Below are 16,507 nucleotides of genomic sequence, written 5' to 3'. Positions count from 1 at the left end.
GTGCATCGTGCGGCGCTCGTGGTTCAAAAGGCGCGGCAGATCATCCTCGACTTCGGGCAGGACATCGGACGCATGACGGTGTTGAACACCTTGCGAAGCCGCCTGCGCTATCCCCGAGGCACGCCATGCTGATCGTCTGTCGGACAAAGGCACCACGCAGAGAGCTGACGGTCATCGGCAGCCAGTATCAGCGTGTCCGGCGGGTAGAAATGCCTGTCAAAATGGGCTGCTCTCGTCGGTCAGCGTCGCCATGGTTGGTCCTCCCCGGTATGCGTTCAGCGGTTGAGACGGAATCGGCGGTCAGAAAATGCTCGCTGGCGGTGATAGGGGAAGTGTCGGCGCTGGCTTCACGGAATCAGGGGAGAGAAGCCATCAGTCAAGGAAGAGTGGCTCGATGACTTCAACCGGAGAGAGTGGTCAGCCAGTTCCTTGAGTCTGATTAGCGTTCTTTGTTGTCAGCCTCGGTTGAGGGTGCTGCACCTACCACGGCTACTTTGTGCTGCTGCTTTGTCCACTTGCCTTCCGGCTTGTCTATGTACTGGAAGTGCTCATTGGTAAAGCTTCCCTGATGAATTGCATGGCGGTAGGAGACCGTAGGTATCTCTTCCCTGTTGAGAGTCTGGTTGAAAACACCCGGTCCCGTAGTATTGAATACTCCGTCAATCATGTCGCTTGTGATATTTTCAACAACTTGGTCGATCAGAGTCTTCAGCTTGGGGTTGTCAGGCCTGCTGGCGATGAAATAGTTGCTCAGTTCCCCGCGGCGAGTGGTGACGTAGAGCTCCTCGTTCTCTTTGCCCAACACCATAGAGAGCGGCCAGATCTGGTGTGCATCGATATCCAGGTAGACGCCCCCAAACTTGTGCAGTATCAGCAGTCGCCACAGGTCGGCCTGTGCTGCACCAATCTGTAGCCGCTCGTAGTGTGGCAGTATGTCAGGATAATGCTCGGCGATGAATTCCCGGCGAGCCTCGGTGATCATGAAACGATACTCGAAGCGTGGCGCCATTAGCCGGTTGAACAGGTAGTTCAGGTAAACTGGCAGTGTTACGCGATTGGTGAAGTTGGTCTGCCAGATAATGCGTGGAATGCGACTCGGGTTGCTGGCCCTCAGCAGTGGTGCCGAGCGTCCCGGCAGAGTGAAGCGCTTGTTGGGAAGCACCCAGTGGAAGGGATAGCTGAGTATCTTGGTAATGTTGGCCATCAGCTTGATCAGGCGGCTGGTAGCGACGATAAGGTTCTTTTTCACGATAACCTCATGTTTCTGCTGGGGAGACACCACTAACTTATGACGCTTCGCCCCTTGATGGGCACAGGCACTTAGCCAAGCGTGTAGCCCAACTGAATCGCTTCCATGGCCTCCGCTGCCCCGAACTTCTCCAGCGACCGCCCGAGCCGCTCCAGGTTACGGGCCTTCCAGGCGCCGTGGGGGCGCAGGCGGCAGCGGTCCAGGTCGATCAGCCACACCTTGCCGCCGTCATCCACCAGCAGGTTGCGGACGTTGAGGTCGACATGATCGAGGCCGGCGTCGTGGAAGCGCCGAATGGTGGCGCCGACGCGTTGCAGCAGGGCGTCGTCGGCCTGGCCGTTCTTCAGCAGGCTGGCCAGGGCGCGGGCGCCGGGCAGGCGCACGGTGATCAGGGTGGCCTCGTAGGTCAGGCCGTGGCGGGTGACGCCGGCGGCCACCGGGCGGGGCACCGGCAGCCCCTGATCCAGCAGCTCGGCGGTGAGGCGCAGCTCGCGGAAGGCGCGGGTGCGCTCGAGGCCCGTCCACAGGTAGCGGCGCTCGCTGAGCCTCGCCACCAGGCCGCCACGGCGGTAGGGGCGCAGCACCCACTCCTCGCCGTTGCCGGCATTCAGGAAGAGGCTGGCGCCTCGCCCCGGGGCCTCGCCAGTGACGCGACCACGGGCTTGCCACCAGGCGGGGTCGAGGAGAGACGGGCCGATTTGTGGCGCCGCGCCGGCGTCACATAAACTGTCCGCATCATATAGAATGTGGCCCTTTCCCGCTCTCAATGTTGCCAAGCGCATGAAGCATCCTCTGCCCGCCCAACCACGCCATATCGGCGTGCTGCGCCTCTCCGCCCTGGGCGATGTGTGTAACCTGGTGCCGACGGTGCGTGCCCTGCAGCGCCAGTGGCCCGAGGCGCGCATCACCTGGATCGTCGGCAAGGCCGAGCACAGTCTACTGGCGGGCCTCTCCGGGGTCGAGCTGGTGGTCTACGACAAGGCCAGCGGCCTGGCCGGCATGCGGGCGCTGTGGCGAGAGCTGGGCGACACCCGCTTCGACGTGCTGCTGCACATGCAGCAGGCGCTGCGGGCCAGCGTGCTCTCCCTGGGGCTCAAGGCCGACGTACGGGTGGGCTATGACAAGGCACGAGCCAAGGATGCCCAGCACTGGTTCACCCACCGCCAGCTCGCTCCCCACCCGCGCGCCCATGTGCTGGAGTCCTTCCTCGACTTCGCCCGCCTGCTGGGTGTCGAGGATCTCTCGCTGGCCTGGGACCTGCCGATCCCGGCCGCTGCTTGGGAGGAGGCCCGGGCCCTTACCCAAGAGGCTCCCTACCTGCTGATGAGCCCCTGTGCCAATCCGCGCCTGCGCAACTTCCGCAACTGGTCCGCCGAGGGGTATGCCGCGGTGGTGCAGCACGCCTGGGAGCAGCACGGGCTGAAGACGGTGCTGACCGGCGGCGGTAGCACCCAGGAACGGGAGATGGGGGCGCGTATCCAGGCCCTCTGCCCGGATGAGGCGGTGATCGACGCCATCGGCGCCACCTCGCTCAAGGGCCTGCTGGCGCTGATCGACGCGGCGCGCGCGGTCATCGCCCCGGATTCCGGCCCGGTACACATGGCCAACGCCCTGAACACCCCCACCGTGGGGCTCTATGCCACCACTAACCCGGACCGCGCCGCCCCGTACCGTTGGCGCGAGTTCGTGGTCAACCGCTATCCCGAGGCGGTGCGCACCTACCTGCACAAGGACCCCGAGACGATTCCCTGGGGCCAGCGAGTCCGCCATCCCGATGCCATGTCGCTGATCCACGCCGACGACGTGATCGAGCGCCTCGAGGCGGTGCTGCAGCACGCCGCCGCCCCTCCTCCTGACAAGGACGCCTGACGACCATGAGACTCGACCTGACCGCCCTGGAGCGCTCCCGCCTGCTGGTGGTGGGCGACGTCATGCTCGACCGCTACTGGCACGGCGGCACCTCGCGGATCTCCCCGGAGGCGCCGGTGCCGGTGGTCCGGGTGGAGGAGAGCGAGGACCGCCCCGGTGGCGCGGCCAACGTGGCGCTCAACATCTGCTCGCTGGGCGCCCGGGCGGCGCTGTCTGGCCTGGTGGGCGACGACGACAACGCCGACCGTCTGGTGAGCCGCCTGGAGGACGCCGGAGTGAGCACTCACTTCCATCGTAGCCCTGGCGTGCCGACGATCACCAAGCTGCGGGTGATGAGCCGCAACCAGCAGCTGATCCGCCTCGACTTCGAGGAGGGGCTCGGCGAGGCGGACACCTCGGGGCTCCTGGCGCGGGTGGAGGCGGCGCTGCCCGAGAGCGACCTGGTGATCCTCTCCGACTACGGCAAGGGCACCCTGAACCGGGTCGAGGAGCTGATCCGCCTGGTGCGTGCCAGTGGCAAGCGGGTGCTGGTGGACCCCAAGGGCAGCGACTTCTCCCGCTACCGTGGTGCCAGCGTGATCACACCCAACCTCACCGAGTTCGAGGCGGTGGTGGGCCACTGCCGCGACGACGCCGAGCTGGCCCGCCGCGGTGAGGCGCTGCGCGCCGAGCTCGAGCTGGAGGCGCTGCTGATCACCCGCAGCGAGAAGGGCATGACCCTGATCCGCGAGGGGCACGAGCCGCTGCACCTGCCGACCCGGGCGCGGGAGGTCTATGACGTCACCGGCGCCGGCGACACCGTGATCGGGGTGCTGGGCCTGGCGCTGGCCGCCGGCCACGGCTTCCCCGAGGCGATGACCCTGGCCAACCTGGCCGCCGGCCTGGTGGTGGCCAAGCCGGGCACCGCCACCCTCTCCATCGCCGAGCTCTACACCGCCCTGCACGGCGACAAGCTGGCCGAGTTCGGGGCGATCGAGGAGTCGGCGCTGATCGAGGCGGTGCGCGCCGCCCAGGCGCGCGGCGAGCGGGTGGTGATGACCAATGGCTGCTTCGACATCCTCCACGCCGGCCACGTGGCCTACCTGGAGCAGGCCCGCAAGCTGGGCGACCGGCTGGTGGTGGCGGTCAACGACGATGCCTCCATCGCGCGGCTCAAGGGCCCCAAGCGCCCCATCAACCCCCTGGCGCGGCGCATGCAGGTGCTCGCTGGTCTCGGCGCGGTGGACTGGGTGGTGCCGTTCACGGAGGACACCCCCCAGCGGCTGATCGAGGCGGTGCTGCCCGACGTGCTGGTCAAGGGTGGCGACTACCGGCCCGAGCAGATCGCCGGCGGGGCGGCGGTGCGTGAGGCCGGCGGCGAGGTCCGGGTGCTGGGCTTCGAGGACGGCGTCTCCACCACGGCGATGATCTCCACCATCCTCGACCGCGAGAGCTGATGGGCTGGCCCCGGCTCGCCTACTCGGGGCTGCTGCACCTGGCGGCGCCCCTGGCCTGGCGGCGCCTGCGCCGTGAGCATGGACTCACCGACCCCAGGCCGCTGCGCCTGGGCCGGATCCCCGAGACCCCTCCCGAGACCCCCATGCTGTGGCTGCACTGCGCCTCGGTGGGCGAGGTGCAGGCGGCCCGCCCCCTGATCGAGGCGTTGCTGGAGCGCTATCCCGGCCACTCACTCACCGTCACCACCATGACCGCCACCGGCGCCGAGCGGGTTCGCGCCCTGGCCGAGGGGCGCGACGACGGCCGGCTGGTCCATCGCTTCCTGCCCCTGGACTTCCCGCGTGCCGCGGCGCGCTTCGTCGAACGCCTGCGCCCGGAACTGGCGCTCTTCTTCGAGACCGAGCTGTGGCCCAACCTGCTCCATGCCTGCCAGCGTCGCGGCGTGCCGGTGGCCGTGGTCAACGGCCGCCTCTCGCCGCGCGCCCTGCGCGGCTACCGTCGCCTGCGGCCGCTGCTGCGCGAGGCCCTGGCCTGTGTCGACTGGCTGGCCGCCAAGTCCGAGGAGGACGCCGCGCGCTTCGCTACGCTTGGCATGCCGTCGCGGCGCACCAGCGTGGTGGGCTCGCTCAAGTTCGATATCGCCCTGGATGACGTGACTCAAGGCGTAAGCGAGCGCTTGCGCACCTGGCTCGGGCGCCGCCCGGTATGGGTGGCGGGCTCCACCCACGAGGGCGAGGAGGCGCGGCTGCTCACCGCGCACCGGCGGTTGCGCGAGCGCCTTCCGGAGGCGCTGCTGGTGCTGGTGCCGCGCCACCCCCAGCGCTTCGATGCGGTCGCGATGCTTTGCGAGCAGGCGGGAATGCCGGCGGCGCGTCGCTCCCGCGGCGAGTGGCCTGAGGCCGCGACGGCGGTCTACCTGGGCGACACCATGGGCGAGCTGGCGGCGCTCTACGGCGCGGCGGACCTCGCCTTCGTCGGCGGCAGCCTGGTGCCGGTGGGGGGCCACAACCTGCTGGAGCCCGCCGCCCTGGGGGTACCGGTGCTCACCGGGCCCGCGCTTGCCAACTTCGCCGATGTGGCCGAGGCACTGCGCGGCGCCGACGCCCTGGTGGAGGTGGCCGACGAGGCGGCCCTGGCCGAGGCCCTCGCCGGGCTGTTCGCGGATCCCGCCGAGCGGCGTCGGCTCGGCGAGGCGGGGCGCGGCGTGGTGATGGCCAACCGCGGTGCCCTGGCGACGACCCTGGCCGGCCTGGAAAGGCTGCTACCGGCGAAGTGAGTGTTCACTTCGCCGGCGCGCGCCCGGGCGAAGGTCAGGCGGGCGTCAGGCGCTCCACGCCGCTGGCGGTCCCCAGCAGCAGCACGTCGGCGCCTCGGGCAGCGAACAGGCCGTTGGTGACCACGCCGACGATGGCGTTGAGGCGGGCCTCCATGGCCACCGGGTCGTCGATCATGAAGTCGAAGCAGTCGATGATTTGGTTGCCGTTGTCGGTGACCACCCCCTCGCGATAGACCGGGTCGGCGCCCAGCTTGACCAGCTCCCGGGCCACGTAGGAGCGCGCCATGGGGATCACCTCCACCGGCAGCGGGAAGGCGCCCAGGCGCTCGACCTTCTTTGAGCCGTCGGCGATGCAGATGAACCGCTCCGCGCAGGCGGCGACGATCTTCTCCCGGGTCAGGGCCGCGCCGCCGCCCTTGATCATGTGCAGGTGAGCGTTCACTTCGTCGGCACCGTCGACATAGACCGGCACCGTGCCGACGCTGTTGAGCTCGAACACCTCGATGCCGTGGCCGCGCAGCCGCTCGGCGCTGGCCTCGGAGCTGGCCACCGCGCCGGCGAAGTCGTGGCGCAGCTCGGCCAGGCGGTCGATGAAGCGGTTGGCGGTGGAGCCGGTGCCGATGCCGATCACGGTGTCACGGTGCAGGTGGGGGCGAACCTCGTCGATGGCGGCCGCGGCGACCGCGTCCTTCAGTTGATCCTGGGACAGGGCGGCCTGGGTCATGGGGCGCTCTCCTTGGGTGGCGTGAGGGGATGCGGATGGGGCGCCATTATAGGCCAGCCGGGCCCGTCTGCCGATGGCAGCGGCTGGACGCGAGACTGGCCGGGATGCTACCAATAGGGGTTGCCTCGCACCGCAGCATTCGCGCTGCGTTCTCTCGCGTCACGCCTCTGGGATATCAGGATGCTCGAAGCTACCGTCAAGAAGATTCTCCAGGCCCGGGTCTACGAAGCCGCCCGGGAAACGCCGATCTCACCGGCCCCCTTCCTCTCCCGGCGCTTCGATAACACCATCCTGATCAAGCGCGAGGACCTGCAGCCGGTCTACTCCTTCAAGATCCGCGGCGCCTACAACAAGATGGCCCAGCTCAGCGAGGCCCAGAAGGCCAAGGGCGTGATCGCCGCCTCCGCCGGCAACCATGCCCAGGGGCTGGCCATGGCGGCGAAGCAGATGGGGGTCAAGGCGGTGATCGTGATGCCGCGCATCACCCCCGAGATCAAGGTCCAGGCGGTGCGTGCCCGCGGCGCGAAGGTGGTGCTCAAGGGCGATGCCTTCGGCGAGGCCGCGGAGCATGCCCAGACCCTGATCGAGGAGCACGGCTACACCTACATCCCGCCCTTCGACGACATCGACGTGGTGGCCGGCCAGGGCACCATCGCCGTGGAGATCCTGCGCCAGCACGGAGGGCCCCTGGACGCCATCTTCGTGCCGGTGGGCGGCGGGGGCCTGATCGCCGGCGTGGCGGCCTACGTCAAGTACCTGCGTCCCGAGATCAAGGTGATCGGCGTGGAGAGCGAGGACAGCGCCTGCTTCAAGGCGGCGCGTGAGGCGGGCAAGCGGGTCACCCTCGGCCAGGTGGGGGTGTTCGCCGAGGGGGTCGCCGTGGCCCAGGTGGGCAAGGTGCCCTTCGACATTGCCCGGGACCTGGTGGACGACGTCATCACCGTCAACACCGACGAGATGTGCGCGGCGGTGAAGGACATCTTCGAGGATACCCGGGCGGTCTCCGAGACCTCCGGGGCGCTCTCCCTGGCCGGGCTCAAGAAGTACATCCAGCAGACCGGCGCCCAGGGGCAGACCCTGCTGTGCATCAACTCCGGGGCCAACACCAACTTCGACCGCCTGCAGCATATCGCCGAGCGCACCGAGCTCGGCGAGCAGCGCGAGGCGATCCTCGCCGTGACCATCCCCGAGCGGCCCGGCAGCTTCAAGAAGTTCTGCCGCACCATCGGCAAGCGCATGGTCACCGAGTTCAACTACCGCTACGCCGATTCCGACAACGCCCATATCTTCGTCGGGGTGCAGGTCAAGCCCGGCGGCGAGGATCGCCAGGCGGTCCTCGACCGGCTGCGCGAGGCGGGCTATCCGGTGGAGGACCTCACCGACAACGAGCTGGCCAAGCTGCATATCCGCCATCTCGGCGGCGGCCGTCCCCGCGAGCACTTCGAGGAGGAGGTCTACCGCTTCGAGTTCCCGGAGCGCCCCGGTGCCCTGATGAACTTCCTGACCCACCTGCCACAGGACTGGAACATCTCGCTGTTCCACTACCGCAACCACGGTGCCGCCTACGGCCGCGTGCTGGTGGGCATGCAGATCCCCAACGGCGACCGCTTCCATGTCGAGGAGCACTTCGATGCCATCGGCTATCGCTACTGGAAGGAGACTGACAACGCCGCCTACCGGCTGTTCATGGCCTGAGCGCTCCTCGCGAGGCGCGGGTAAGCGCTGACTCGCGCCGCACGCCTCGCCACCCGGCTGTAACGGAAGGTAAGCGTTGAGGGGGAGCGGTTGCCAGGCGGGAGCCAATGGCTCTATAGTCGCGCCGTCGTTGAATTCCTGTGGAGTCGAAGATGAAGCGCAAGCCCGATGTGGTCATGGCCCTGGTGCTGCTGTTCGGTGTTGGCGTCGTGGCGACCGGCTACGCCCAGGCCCTCGTCGGCCACTGAGCTGCGCAAGGCCCTGCTGCACCGCCGAACGCGGCGGGCAACGGGGGCATTTCTCCTGCAATTCCCCAACACGAGCGGGCCGATGCCGAGAGGCATCGGCCCGCTTCGTTCAGGGCTATCCCGTCTCAGGGGCGTATCACGCGGGCATCGCTGGCGATGGCGTCCAGGGGCACGTCCCAGGGTTCCACCGGTAGCTCGCTCACCTGCTGGCAGTCGTGCGCCAGGCCGATCAGCCGCGGGCGCGGCCCCGGGCGGCGGGTGAAGGCCAGGGAGCGGTCGTAGAAGCCGCCACCCATGCCCATGCGCTGGCCCCGGGCGTCGAAGCCCACCAGCGGCAACAGGATCAGGTCCAGTGCCCAGGCCGGCAGGCGCCTGGCGCGATGGGCGCCATGACGGGTCTCGGGCTCGGGGATGCCGAAGCGGTTGCGCACCATGGGGGTCCCGGCATGGTAGTGGACGAACCACAGCCGGTTGCGGGAGAGCGGCTTGAGCACCGGCAGGTGAACGCGCGCCCCGCGGCGGCGCAGCCAGCCGATCAGCGGCGTGGGGTCGATCTCGCCGTCGTTGGGCAGGTAGAGGGCGACGCGGCGGGCCCGCTGCACCTCGGGCAGGCGGCGCAGTCGGCGGCACAGGCGTTGGCTGGCCAGCCGGCGCTGTTCGGGTGTCAGGGCTCGGCGGCGGCGGCGCAGTTCGCGGCGCAGCTCGCGACGCGAACCGTCGAAGGTATCGAGGTCGAGGGGGGCGGCAGGTGTCGTCATGAGGTGGCTCATGTGGACGGGGTTCCCCAGAGTGCCGCTGTCGTTCTGGCCCTTGAACCCAGTGGTTCAAGGTGGGTGGCCGCAGCCGAACCGTCAGGCTTTCCGACGCACGGACATGCACACGGGTCCGGCTAGCATATGGCCCCCTGGGTACTGCGCATAGGCTCGAGGGACGATAACGACTGGCAAACACCCCAGGGAACGTCTTCATCGTACCAGAGCCCGCCGAGGGCGGCCAATGGATTCACGCCGAGGGCTCGCCGCCGGGAGCGTCGGCCAGGGCGCGCTCCAGGCGTTCGCTCAGGGCGTCGAGGCTGCGTTCGCTATCGCGCTGCTGCTCCAGCGTCTCCAGGAGCTCGTGGGTGATGTTGAGGGCCGCCATGACGGCGATGCGCTCGCTGCCCAGCAGGCTGTTCTGGGCGTGGATGCCGGTCATGGCGCGGTCCAGGTAGCGCGCCGCGCGCTCCAGCTTGGGTTCTTCCCCGGGCGCGCAGGCGATGACGTAGCTGCGTCCCAGCAGGGTGATCTCGGCGGTCGGCCGTGTGGCGTCGCTCATGGGGGGCTCCGGCTCGACCCGCCGGTCACGCGAGCCGCGCGTCCCTAGGGGCCGATGCGTTAACATCCAGTCAATATCGCATGACTCGCCACTATAAGAGAGGCCTTCTTCGGCGGTCAACGCGCCACGCCCTCCCCATCCAACGTCCCGTCACGGAGCCCCCATGTCCCTGATCGATGAACGCCAGGACTTCTCCACCATCGCCGACCTTTTCCTGCTCCACGGCAGCATGCAGTCGCCGGCCTTCCTGGACGGCCGACTCTGCGCCCGGCTCGCCCTGCACGACATCGACCCCGCCGCCTGGCTGGAGGAGGTGTGCCTGGCGCTGGGCGTCGAGCAGCCGCGCGACGAGGCCGCCGCGGAGCGCCTGCTGGCCTGGCGCCGCCAGACCCTCGAGGCGCTCTCGGGCAGCGAGCTCGGCTACGAGCCGCTGCTCCCCGACGAGCTCTTCTCCCTGGCCGAACGCGCCCGGGGCCTCGCCGAGTGGACCCAGGGCTTCCTGGAGGTGCTCCACGACGCCGGCGAGGCGCCCCGGGAGCGCTGGTCCTCCGCGCTGCGCGAGGCGCTGGAGGATCTCGAGGGCATCGCTACCATGCCCGCCGACCTCGAGGAGAGCGCCGACAACGAGAACGACCTCTTCGCCCTGGCCGAGCATGCCCGCATGGCCGCCATGCTGCTCTACACCGAGCAGCATCCCGGCCAGCCCCAGGTCGAGGATGCCGAAGCCCCGACCCGTCACTGAACCCCCCTCTCCCCCGACAAGGAGTCCCCATGCTGCCCGAGGCCCTGCCCCGCCCCGCCCCCATCGCCAACGCCGAGTACCGTCGCCGCCGCGAGGCGCTGATGGCCGCCCTGCCCGAGGATGCCGCCGTGCTGCTGCCCGGCGCCTCCCTGGTCACCCGTTCCCGCGACAGCGAGTTCCCCTTCCGCCAGGACAGCGACTTCCACTACCTCACCGGCTTCCCCGAGCCTGACGCCCTGCTGCTGCTGCTGCCGGGACGCGCGGAGGGCGAGAGCGTGCTGTTCTGCCAGGATCGCGACCCGACCCTGGAGGCGTGGACCGGCATCCGCCTCGGCGCCGACGGTGCGGTGCGCGAGCACGGCGTCGACCAGGCCTTCGAGAACGCCGAGCGCGACGAGGCGCTCGCGGCGCTGCTCGATGGCCGGCGCACCCTCTACCTGCCGCTGGACGGCGCCGAGGCCATGGCGCTGGCCGAGGAGGTGCGCGGCGACCTCGCCGCCCGGGTGCGCCACGGGGCGCGGCCCCCCGAGGCGCTGGCCGACGTGGCGCCGCTGCTCCACGAGGCCCGGCTGATCAAGAGCGAGGCGGAGCTGGCGCTGCTGCGCCATGCCGCCGAGATCTCGGCCCGCGCCCATCGCCGCGCCATGCGCGTGGCGCGGCCGGGACTTACCGAGTGGCAGCTGCAGGCGGAGCTGGAGCACGAGTTCCGCTGGCACGGCGGCAGCGGGCCGGCCTACGCCAGCATCGTCGGTGGCGGCGCCAATGCCGGTGTGCTGCACTACATCGAGAATCGCGCCCCCCTCGAGGACGGCGACCTGGTGCTGATTGACGCCGGCGCCGAGTTCGACCTCTACGCCGGTGACATCACCCGCACCTTCCCGGTTAACGGCCGCTTCGGTGAGGCTCAGCGCGCGCTCTACGAGGTGGTGCTGGGTGTCCAGGAGCGCGCGGTGGACGCGGTGCGCCCCGGCACCACCCTGGCGGCGATCCATGCCGAGGTGGTGCGCGGCCTCACCGCGGGGCTGATCCGGCTGGGCCTTCTCGACGGCGAGGTGCAGGCGCGTATCGACGACGAGAGCTACAAGCGCTTCTACCTGCACTCCACCTCCCACTGGCTGGGCCTCGACGTGCACGACGTGGGTCGCTACCGCCGCGAGGGCGAGCCCCGACCGCTGGTGCCGGGCATGGTGCTGACCGTGGAGCCCGGGCTCTATGTTCCCGACGACGACGATATCCCCGTGGCCTTTCGCGGCATCGGCATCCGCATCGAGGACGACGTGGCGGTCACCGCCGAGGGTCACGAGGTGCTGACCGCCGGCGTGCCCAAGTCGGTGGCTGCCATCGAGGCGCTGATGGCTGGAGGTTGACCGTCAGACTCGGCAACATGAAAAACATTATGTAATGTACGTTATGAAATCAGTGACGAGATAACACGCCGAGGTAGTGCCATGCACCCGGATCCGGGAACCCTTTCGCAGCAGCGGCCGACACAGGATCCGCCCACGCCGGTGGACATCGCCATCGTCGGCGGGGGGCTGGTGGGCGCCAGCCTGGCCTGCGCCCTGGCGCCGCTGATCGAGCGCCATGGCCTGACGGTGGCGGTGATCGAGGCGGCCCCCCTCCTCGACCTGGCCGCCGCGCCCTGGCAGCCCAGCTTCGACGCCCGTGCCAGCGCCATCTCCCTGGGCACCTCGCGCCACTTCACCGACCTGGGACTGTGGGCAGCGATGGTCGAGCAGGCCGCCGCCATCCGTCGCATCCATGTCAGCGAGCGTGGTCGCTTCGGCGCCACCCGCCTGGAGAGCGACGAGCTCGGGGTCGAGGCCCTGGGCCATGTGGTGCCCAACGCCTGGATGGGCCGCGTGCTGCATCGACGCCTCGCCGAGCTGCCGCTGGCCTGGCACTGCCCTGCCAGCGTCGAGGCGATCGCCCCGGCCGCGGGGGGCCATCGCCTCACGCTCTCCGACGGGGCCCGCCTGCAGGCAGGGCTGACGGTGCTGGCCGATGGCGGGCGCTCGGGGCTCAAGGAGCGCCTGGGGATCGCCAGCGACAACCGGCCCTACGAGCAGGTGGCGCTGATCGCCAGCGTGGAGACGAGCCGGCCGCACCAGGGGGTGGCCTGGGAGCGCTTCACCGCCCAGGGGCCGATCGCCCTGCTGCCCCTCAAGGGGCAGGCCATGGAGCTGGTGTGGACCCATGCCGCCGGCGAGGAGCGGCGTCGGCTGGCGCTTGCCGACGGCGACTTCCTGGCCGAGCTCCAGGACGCCTTCGGCGATCGCGCTGGGCGCTTCCGCCGGGTGGGGAGTCGCCACGCCTACCCGCTGAGCCTGGTCACGGCGCGCGAGACGACGCGGCCGGGGCTGGCGGTGCTGGGCAACGCCGCCCACGCCCTGCATCCGGTGGCAGGCCAGGGCTTCAACCTGGCCCTGCGCGGGGTGATGGACCTGGTCGCCGCGCTGGAGGCGGGGCTCGCCGAGGGACGCCCCGCCGGTGACCCGGCGCTGCTCGAGGATTTCGAGGCGCGCCGCGAGGGTGACCGTCGCCAGGTGGTCCACTTCAGCGATGGCCTGGTGCGGCTGTTCGGCATCGACAGCGAGCTGCTCGGCCATGCCCGGGCCGCGGGGCTGGTGGGCCTCAACCTGGCGGGCCCCTTGCGCCGTGGCCTGGCGCGGCGTGCCATGGGGCTCGAGCGGTGAGGTGGGAAGAGATGAGGGCCACAGAGGTGAAGGCTGGAGAGACAAGGGCCGGAGCGGTGAGCGCCGCCCGGGGCGCGAATCAGGTTGCCAGAAGGAGCGAGACCATGAGCGAGGCAGGCGAGCCCCAGGCCGCGAGCCAGGAGGCGGAGCATCACGAGGTGATCATCGTCGGCGGCGGCATGGTGGGGGCGGCGCTGGCGACGCTGCTGGGCCAGGCCGGGGTCGAGGTGGCCCTGGTGGATGCGCGGCCGGGCATGCTCGACGCCGAGGCGGTGGGTCGCGGCCTGCCCGCGCGGCGGGTCAGCGCCCTGACGCCGGTCTCCCGGCGCCTGCTGACCCGGCTGGGCGCCTGGGAGTGGATGGCCGCGCGGCGGGTCAGCCCCTATGGCGGCATGCGGGTGTGGGACGCCGAGGGCAGCGGCGAGGTCGGCTTCACCGCCGACCAGGCCGGGGTGGAGGCGCTGGGCCATATCGTCGAGAACGACGTCACCCTGGCAGCCCTGGAGCGGCGCCTGGCGGCGCTGCCCGCGGTGCGTCTCTGCCTGGGGACGCGCGTCGAGGGGCTCGCCTGGGCAGGCAGCGAACGCGAGGTGGTGCTCGACGACGGTCGCCGGCTCGCCGCGCCCCTGGTGGTGGCCGCGGACGGCGCCCGCTCGCCGCTGCGCGAGCTGGCAGGCATCGCCGTCGACGAGCACGACACCGGCCATGTGGGGCTGGTGACCAGCGTGCGGGTCGCGCGCCCCCATGGCGGGGTGGCCCGCCAGGCCTTCCTGGCCACCGGCCCGCTGGCCTTCCTGCCCCTGGCGGTGGAGGGTGACCAGCACCACTGCTCCATCGTCTGGTCCACCTCGCCCGCCGAGGCCGAGCGGCTGGCCGGCCTGTCCCGCGAGGCGCTGGGGCAGGCGCTCGCCGCTGCCATCGACCATCGCCTGGGGGCGGTGACGGTGCTGGACGAGGCGGTGGGCTTCCCGCTCGCCCAGCGCCACGCCGAGCGCTACACCCTGCCCGGCTTCGCCCTGGTGGGGGACGCGGCCCATGGCATCCACCCCCTGGCGGGCCAGGGGGTCAACCTGGGGCTGATGGATGCCGCGGTGCTGGCCGAGGAGCTGCTGGCAGCGCGGCGGCGGGGCGTCTCCCCGGGGGAGGCGCGGGTGCTGGCGCGCTACGCGCGCCGTCGTCGTGGCGACAACGCCGCCATGCTGGCGCTGATGGATGGCTTCCGCCTGCTGTTCGGGGCACGCCACCCGGCGCTGGCGCTGGCCCGCAACCTGGGGCTCGGCGGCGTGGATCGGCTGGTGCCGCTCAAGCGGCTGCTGATGCGCCAGGCGATCGGCGAGCGGGGGCGGCTGCCGGCCAGCTGCCGCTGAAGCCCCCGCAAGCGTGGCTCAATCGTCGCGCTGGCGCACCACGTTGAGCGCCTTGAGCAGGTTGAGGGCCTCGCTGAGCTGGTAGTCCTCGCGCAGCCGCTCGCTCTGCTCGGCGCTCTCCCGCGGGGCGCCGCGGGCGCCGAGGTGGCCCTCCAGGTCGGCCTCGCGCACGCCGCGGCCGTTCTCGGTCACCTCCACGCGGCCACGCACCACCTGCACGTCCGGGGCGATGCCCTGGGCCTGGATGGAGCGGCCGCCCGGGGTGAAGTAGAGCGCCGTGGTGAGCTTGAGCCCCTCGCCGTTGCCCAGCGGCATGATCTGCTGGACCGAGCCCTTGCCGAAGCTCTCGGTGCCCATCACCACGCCGCGGCGCTGGTCCTGCAGGGCGCCGGCGACGATCTCCGCCGCCGAGGCGCTGCCGCCGTTGATCAGCACCACCAGCGGCACCTCGGGGGCCGGGGTGTCGGGGGTGGCGGAGAAGCGCATCTCGGTGTCCGCCAGGCGCCCCTCGGTGTAGACGATCAGCCCCTCGTCGAGGAAGGCGTCGGCCACCGCCACCGCCGCCTGCAGCACGCCGCCGGGGTTGTTGCGCAGGTCCAGCACCAGGCCATCGAGGGCGCCGTCGCGCGCGAGCCGGCGCAGATGCTCGGCCACCTGGTCGCCGGTGCGGGTCTGGAACTGACTGATGCGCAGGTAGCCGTAGCCGGGGGCGAGCAGCTCGCTCTTGACGCTCTCGGTGCGGATGTTCTCGCGGGTCAGGCTCACCTCGCGGGGCGAGCTCTCGCCCTGGCGCAGGATGGTCAGGGTGATATCGCTGCCCGGGTCGCCACGCATCAGGTCCACCGCCTCCTGCAGCGAGAGCCCCTCGGTGGGGGTCTCGTCGATACGCAGGATCTGGTCGCGGGCCTCGAGCCCGGCCCGGGAGGCGGGGGTGTCGTCGATGGGGGTGATCACCGTCAGCTGGCCGTTCTCCATGCCCACCTCGATGCCGATGCCGCCGAACTCGCCCTGGGTCGACTCGCGCAGGCTCTCGAACTCGTCGGCGTCGAGGTAGGCGGAGTGGGGGTCGAGCTCGCTGAGCATGCCGCGCATGGCGTTGCGCAGCAGCTCGCCGTCATCGATCTCCTCGACATAGGCGCGCTTGATGCGCTCGAACACCTCGGCGAAGGTCTGGATCTCCGCCACCGGCAGGTCGTCATCGGCCTGCTGGGCGGGGGCCGAGAGCGGCAGCGCCAGCAGCGCCAGGGGCAGCAGACCGGCCAGCAGGCGCCGGGAGAGCGGTGAGCGGGAAGACCCGCCGGCGAGGGGAAGCGCTGGGTGCATGCGAACTCCGCGGTTCCGGAACGGTGAGCGGTCAGCATAGCCCGGCGCCGGCGGCCATGGAAAGCGCCGCTCAGCGTCGTGCGATCCAGCCCTGGGGGTCGATGGGCTCGCCACCGCGGCGCACCTCGAAGTAGAGCGCGGGGCGTGGCTGGCCGCCGCTCATGCCCACGGCGCCGATCACCTCGCCCCGGGATACCGGGCGGCCGACCGCCACCGCGAAGTGCTGCAGGTGGGCGTGCAGGGTCATCACGCCGTCGCCGTGGTCGATGATCAGCAGGTTGCCGAAGCCGCGCAGCCAGTCGGCGAACACCACCCGGCCGGCGTGCACCGCGCGCACCGGCTCGCCCTCCCCGGCGCGGATCACGATGCCGTTGCGGTGCACCGCATCGCCCGAGTGGAAGCGCGAGGCGAGCTGGCCCTGCACGGGCCAGGGCAGCTCGCCGCGGGTACGCTCGATGGCGGTGGAGGGGGGCGGGCGCTCCAGGCGGGCGAGCTGCTCCTGCACCTGGCGCAGCACCTGTTCGGCGCGTTCGCGATCCTGCTCCAGGGAGGCGAGGCGGGCCGCCT

Annotated in this window: 15 protein-coding genes and 1 other RNA gene; 8 read left to right on the top strand and 8 right to left on the bottom strand. The window is 70.6% G+C overall.

The window, feature by feature from the left end; all coding sequences use genetic code 11:
• Positions 1–439: 439 nt before the first annotated feature.
• A complete protein-coding gene (locus Q673_RS34465; RefSeq protein WP_023007369.1) occupies positions 440–1,249 on the bottom strand; it encodes a glycosyltransferase family 32 protein in 810 nt (269 codons plus the stop codon).
• Positions 1,250–1,320: 71 nt separating this feature from the next.
• Positions 1,321–2,031, bottom strand: a complete 711-nt coding sequence (locus Q673_RS0118845) for a 3-deoxy-D-manno-octulosonic acid kinase (RefSeq protein ID WP_031218800.1) — start codon at positions 2,029–2,031, stop codon at positions 1,321–1,323.
• Here Q673_RS0118845 and Q673_RS34460 point away from each other — a divergent pair.
• From Q673_RS34460 to waaA, 3 genes are read left to right on the top strand one after another with little or no spacing between them, the layout of a single operon-like run.
• Positions 2,030–3,118 (top strand): glycosyltransferase family 9 protein, encoded by a 1,089-nt coding sequence (locus tag Q673_RS34460; RefSeq protein ID WP_023007367.1) that lies wholly within the window; start codon positions 2,030–2,032, stop codon positions 3,116–3,118. The two genes, Q673_RS0118845 and Q673_RS34460, sit on opposite strands and share 2 nt — an antisense overlap.
• Before the next feature lie 5 nt (positions 3,119–3,123).
• Positions 3,124–4,554, top strand: a complete 1,431-nt coding sequence (gene hldE, locus Q673_RS34455; protein WP_023007366.1) for a bifunctional D-glycero-beta-D-manno-heptose-7-phosphate kinase/D-glycero-beta-D-manno-heptose 1-phosphate adenylyltransferase HldE — start codon at positions 3,124–3,126, stop codon at positions 4,552–4,554.
• Positions 4,554–5,831 carry a lipid IV(A) 3-deoxy-D-manno-octulosonic acid transferase gene (gene waaA / locus Q673_RS34450; protein ID WP_023007365.1) on the top strand — a complete coding sequence of 426 codons (1,278 nt, stop codon included), beginning with the start codon at positions 4,554–4,556 and terminating at the stop codon, positions 5,829–5,831. Before hldE ends, waaA begins: the two co-directional genes overlap by 1 nt.
• A 34-nt stretch (positions 5,832–5,865) precedes the next feature.
• On the opposite strand, the gene rpiA is transcribed toward waaA, so the two are convergent.
• The gene (gene rpiA, locus Q673_RS34445) at positions 5,866–6,540 is read right to left on the bottom strand and encodes a ribose-5-phosphate isomerase RpiA (RefSeq protein ID WP_031218798.1); all 675 of its coding nucleotides are present in this window, start codon (positions 6,538–6,540) and stop codon (positions 5,866–5,868) included.
• A 195-nt stretch (positions 6,541–6,735) separates the two neighbouring features.
• Between rpiA and ilvA the strand changes: the two genes are divergently transcribed.
• Positions 6,736–8,250 (top strand): threonine ammonia-lyase, biosynthetic, encoded by a 1,515-nt coding sequence (gene ilvA / locus Q673_RS34440; RefSeq protein ID WP_023007363.1) that lies wholly within the window; start codon positions 6,736–6,738, stop codon positions 8,248–8,250.
• Positions 8,251–8,623: 373 nt separating this feature from the next.
• Here ilvA and Q673_RS34435 read toward each other — a convergent pair whose 3' ends face one another.
• From Q673_RS34435 to Q673_RS34430, 3 genes are all read right to left on the bottom strand, one after another.
• Positions 8,624–9,256 (bottom strand): 5-formyltetrahydrofolate cyclo-ligase, encoded by a 633-nt coding sequence (locus tag Q673_RS34435; protein ID WP_023007361.1) that lies wholly within the window; start codon positions 9,254–9,256, stop codon positions 8,624–8,626.
• A 19-nt stretch (positions 9,257–9,275) separates the two neighbouring features.
• Positions 9,276–9,460, bottom strand: a non-coding RNA gene (gene ssrS, locus Q673_RS36295) — 6S RNA.
• A gap of 40 nt (positions 9,461–9,500) precedes the next feature.
• Positions 9,501–9,812, bottom strand: a complete 312-nt coding sequence (locus Q673_RS34430; RefSeq protein WP_023007360.1) for a cell division protein ZapA — start codon at positions 9,810–9,812, stop codon at positions 9,501–9,503.
• 163 nt (positions 9,813–9,975) lie between these two features.
• On the opposite strand from Q673_RS34430, the gene Q673_RS34425 reads away from it, so the two are divergent.
• The 4 genes from Q673_RS34425 to Q673_RS34410 all read left to right on the top strand — a co-directional run bounded on the left by Q673_RS34425 (position 9,976) and on the right by Q673_RS34410 (position 14,617).
• Positions 9,976–10,554 (top strand): UPF0149 family protein, encoded by a 579-nt coding sequence (locus tag Q673_RS34425; RefSeq protein ID WP_023007359.1) that lies wholly within the window; start codon positions 9,976–9,978, stop codon positions 10,552–10,554.
• A gap of 29 nt (positions 10,555–10,583) precedes the next feature.
• The gene (gene pepP, locus Q673_RS34420) at positions 10,584–11,921 is read left to right on the top strand and encodes a Xaa-Pro aminopeptidase (RefSeq protein ID WP_023007358.1); all 1,338 of its coding nucleotides are present in this window, start codon (positions 10,584–10,586) and stop codon (positions 11,919–11,921) included.
• An 81-nt stretch (positions 11,922–12,002) separates the two neighbouring features.
• Entirely contained in the window at positions 12,003–13,250 is a 1,248-nt protein-coding gene (gene ubiH, locus Q673_RS34415) for a 2-octaprenyl-6-methoxyphenyl hydroxylase (protein WP_052004319.1), read from the top strand.
• 104 nt (positions 13,251–13,354) lie between these two features.
• The gene (locus Q673_RS34410; RefSeq protein ID WP_023007356.1) at positions 13,355–14,617 is read left to right on the top strand and encodes a UbiH/UbiF/VisC/COQ6 family ubiquinone biosynthesis hydroxylase; all 1,263 of its coding nucleotides are present in this window, start codon (positions 13,355–13,357) and stop codon (positions 14,615–14,617) included.
• 18 nt (positions 14,618–14,635) lie between these two features.
• On the opposite strand, the gene Q673_RS34405 is transcribed toward Q673_RS34410, so the two are convergent.
• Positions 14,636–15,940 carry a S41 family peptidase gene (locus Q673_RS34405; protein ID WP_023007355.1) on the bottom strand — a complete coding sequence of 435 codons (1,305 nt, stop codon included), beginning with the start codon at positions 15,938–15,940 and terminating at the stop codon, positions 14,636–14,638.
• A gap of 70 nt (positions 15,941–16,010) precedes the next feature.
• The coding region (locus tag Q673_RS34400; RefSeq protein ID WP_023007354.1) for a murein hydrolase activator EnvC family protein at positions 16,011–16,507 on the bottom strand (497 nt) is incomplete at its 5' end.

Origin of the sequence: Halomonas sp. PBN3 (genome assembly GCF_000475415.1) — a bacterium.
Classification (GTDB): Bacteria; Pseudomonadota; Gammaproteobacteria; order Pseudomonadales; family Halomonadaceae; genus Halomonas; species Halomonas shengliensis.
This window is presented reverse-complemented; position numbering and strand designations above follow the sequence as displayed.

Bases quoted from the DNA above. Each gene is read 5' to 3' on its own strand.
- Q673_RS34460 (WP_023007367.1), top strand. From the start codon at position 2,030: ATGAAGCATCCTCTGCCCGCCCAACCACGCCATATCGGCGTGCTGCGC.
- Q673_RS34430 (WP_023007360.1), bottom strand. From the start codon at position 9,812: ATGAGCGACGCCACACGGCCGACCGCCGAGATCACCCTGCTGGGACGC.
- Q673_RS34405 (WP_023007355.1), bottom strand. From the start codon at position 15,940: ATGCACCCAGCGCTTCCCCTCGCCGGCGGGTCTTCCCGCTCACCGCTC.
- ubiH (WP_052004319.1), top strand. From the start codon at position 12,003: ATGCACCCGGATCCGGGAACCCTTTCGCAGCAGCGGCCGACACAGGAT.
- ilvA (WP_023007363.1), top strand. From the start codon at position 6,736: ATGCTCGAAGCTACCGTCAAGAAGATTCTCCAGGCCCGGGTCTACGAA.
- Q673_RS34425 (WP_023007359.1), top strand. From the start codon at position 9,976: ATGTCCCTGATCGATGAACGCCAGGACTTCTCCACCATCGCCGACCTT.
- Q673_RS0118845 (WP_031218800.1), bottom strand. From the start codon at position 2,031: ATGCGCTTGGCAACATTGAGAGCGGGAAAGGGCCACATTCTATATGAT.
- waaA (WP_023007365.1), top strand. From the start codon at position 4,554: ATGGGCTGGCCCCGGCTCGCCTACTCGGGGCTGCTGCACCTGGCGGCG.
- pepP (WP_023007358.1), top strand. From the start codon at position 10,584: ATGCTGCCCGAGGCCCTGCCCCGCCCCGCCCCCATCGCCAACGCCGAG.
- hldE (WP_023007366.1), top strand. From the start codon at position 3,124: ATGAGACTCGACCTGACCGCCCTGGAGCGCTCCCGCCTGCTGGTGGTG.
- Q673_RS34435 (WP_023007361.1), bottom strand. From the start codon at position 9,256: ATGACGACACCTGCCGCCCCCCTCGACCTCGATACCTTCGACGGTTCG.
- Q673_RS34410 (WP_023007356.1), top strand. From the start codon at position 13,355: ATGAGCGAGGCAGGCGAGCCCCAGGCCGCGAGCCAGGAGGCGGAGCAT.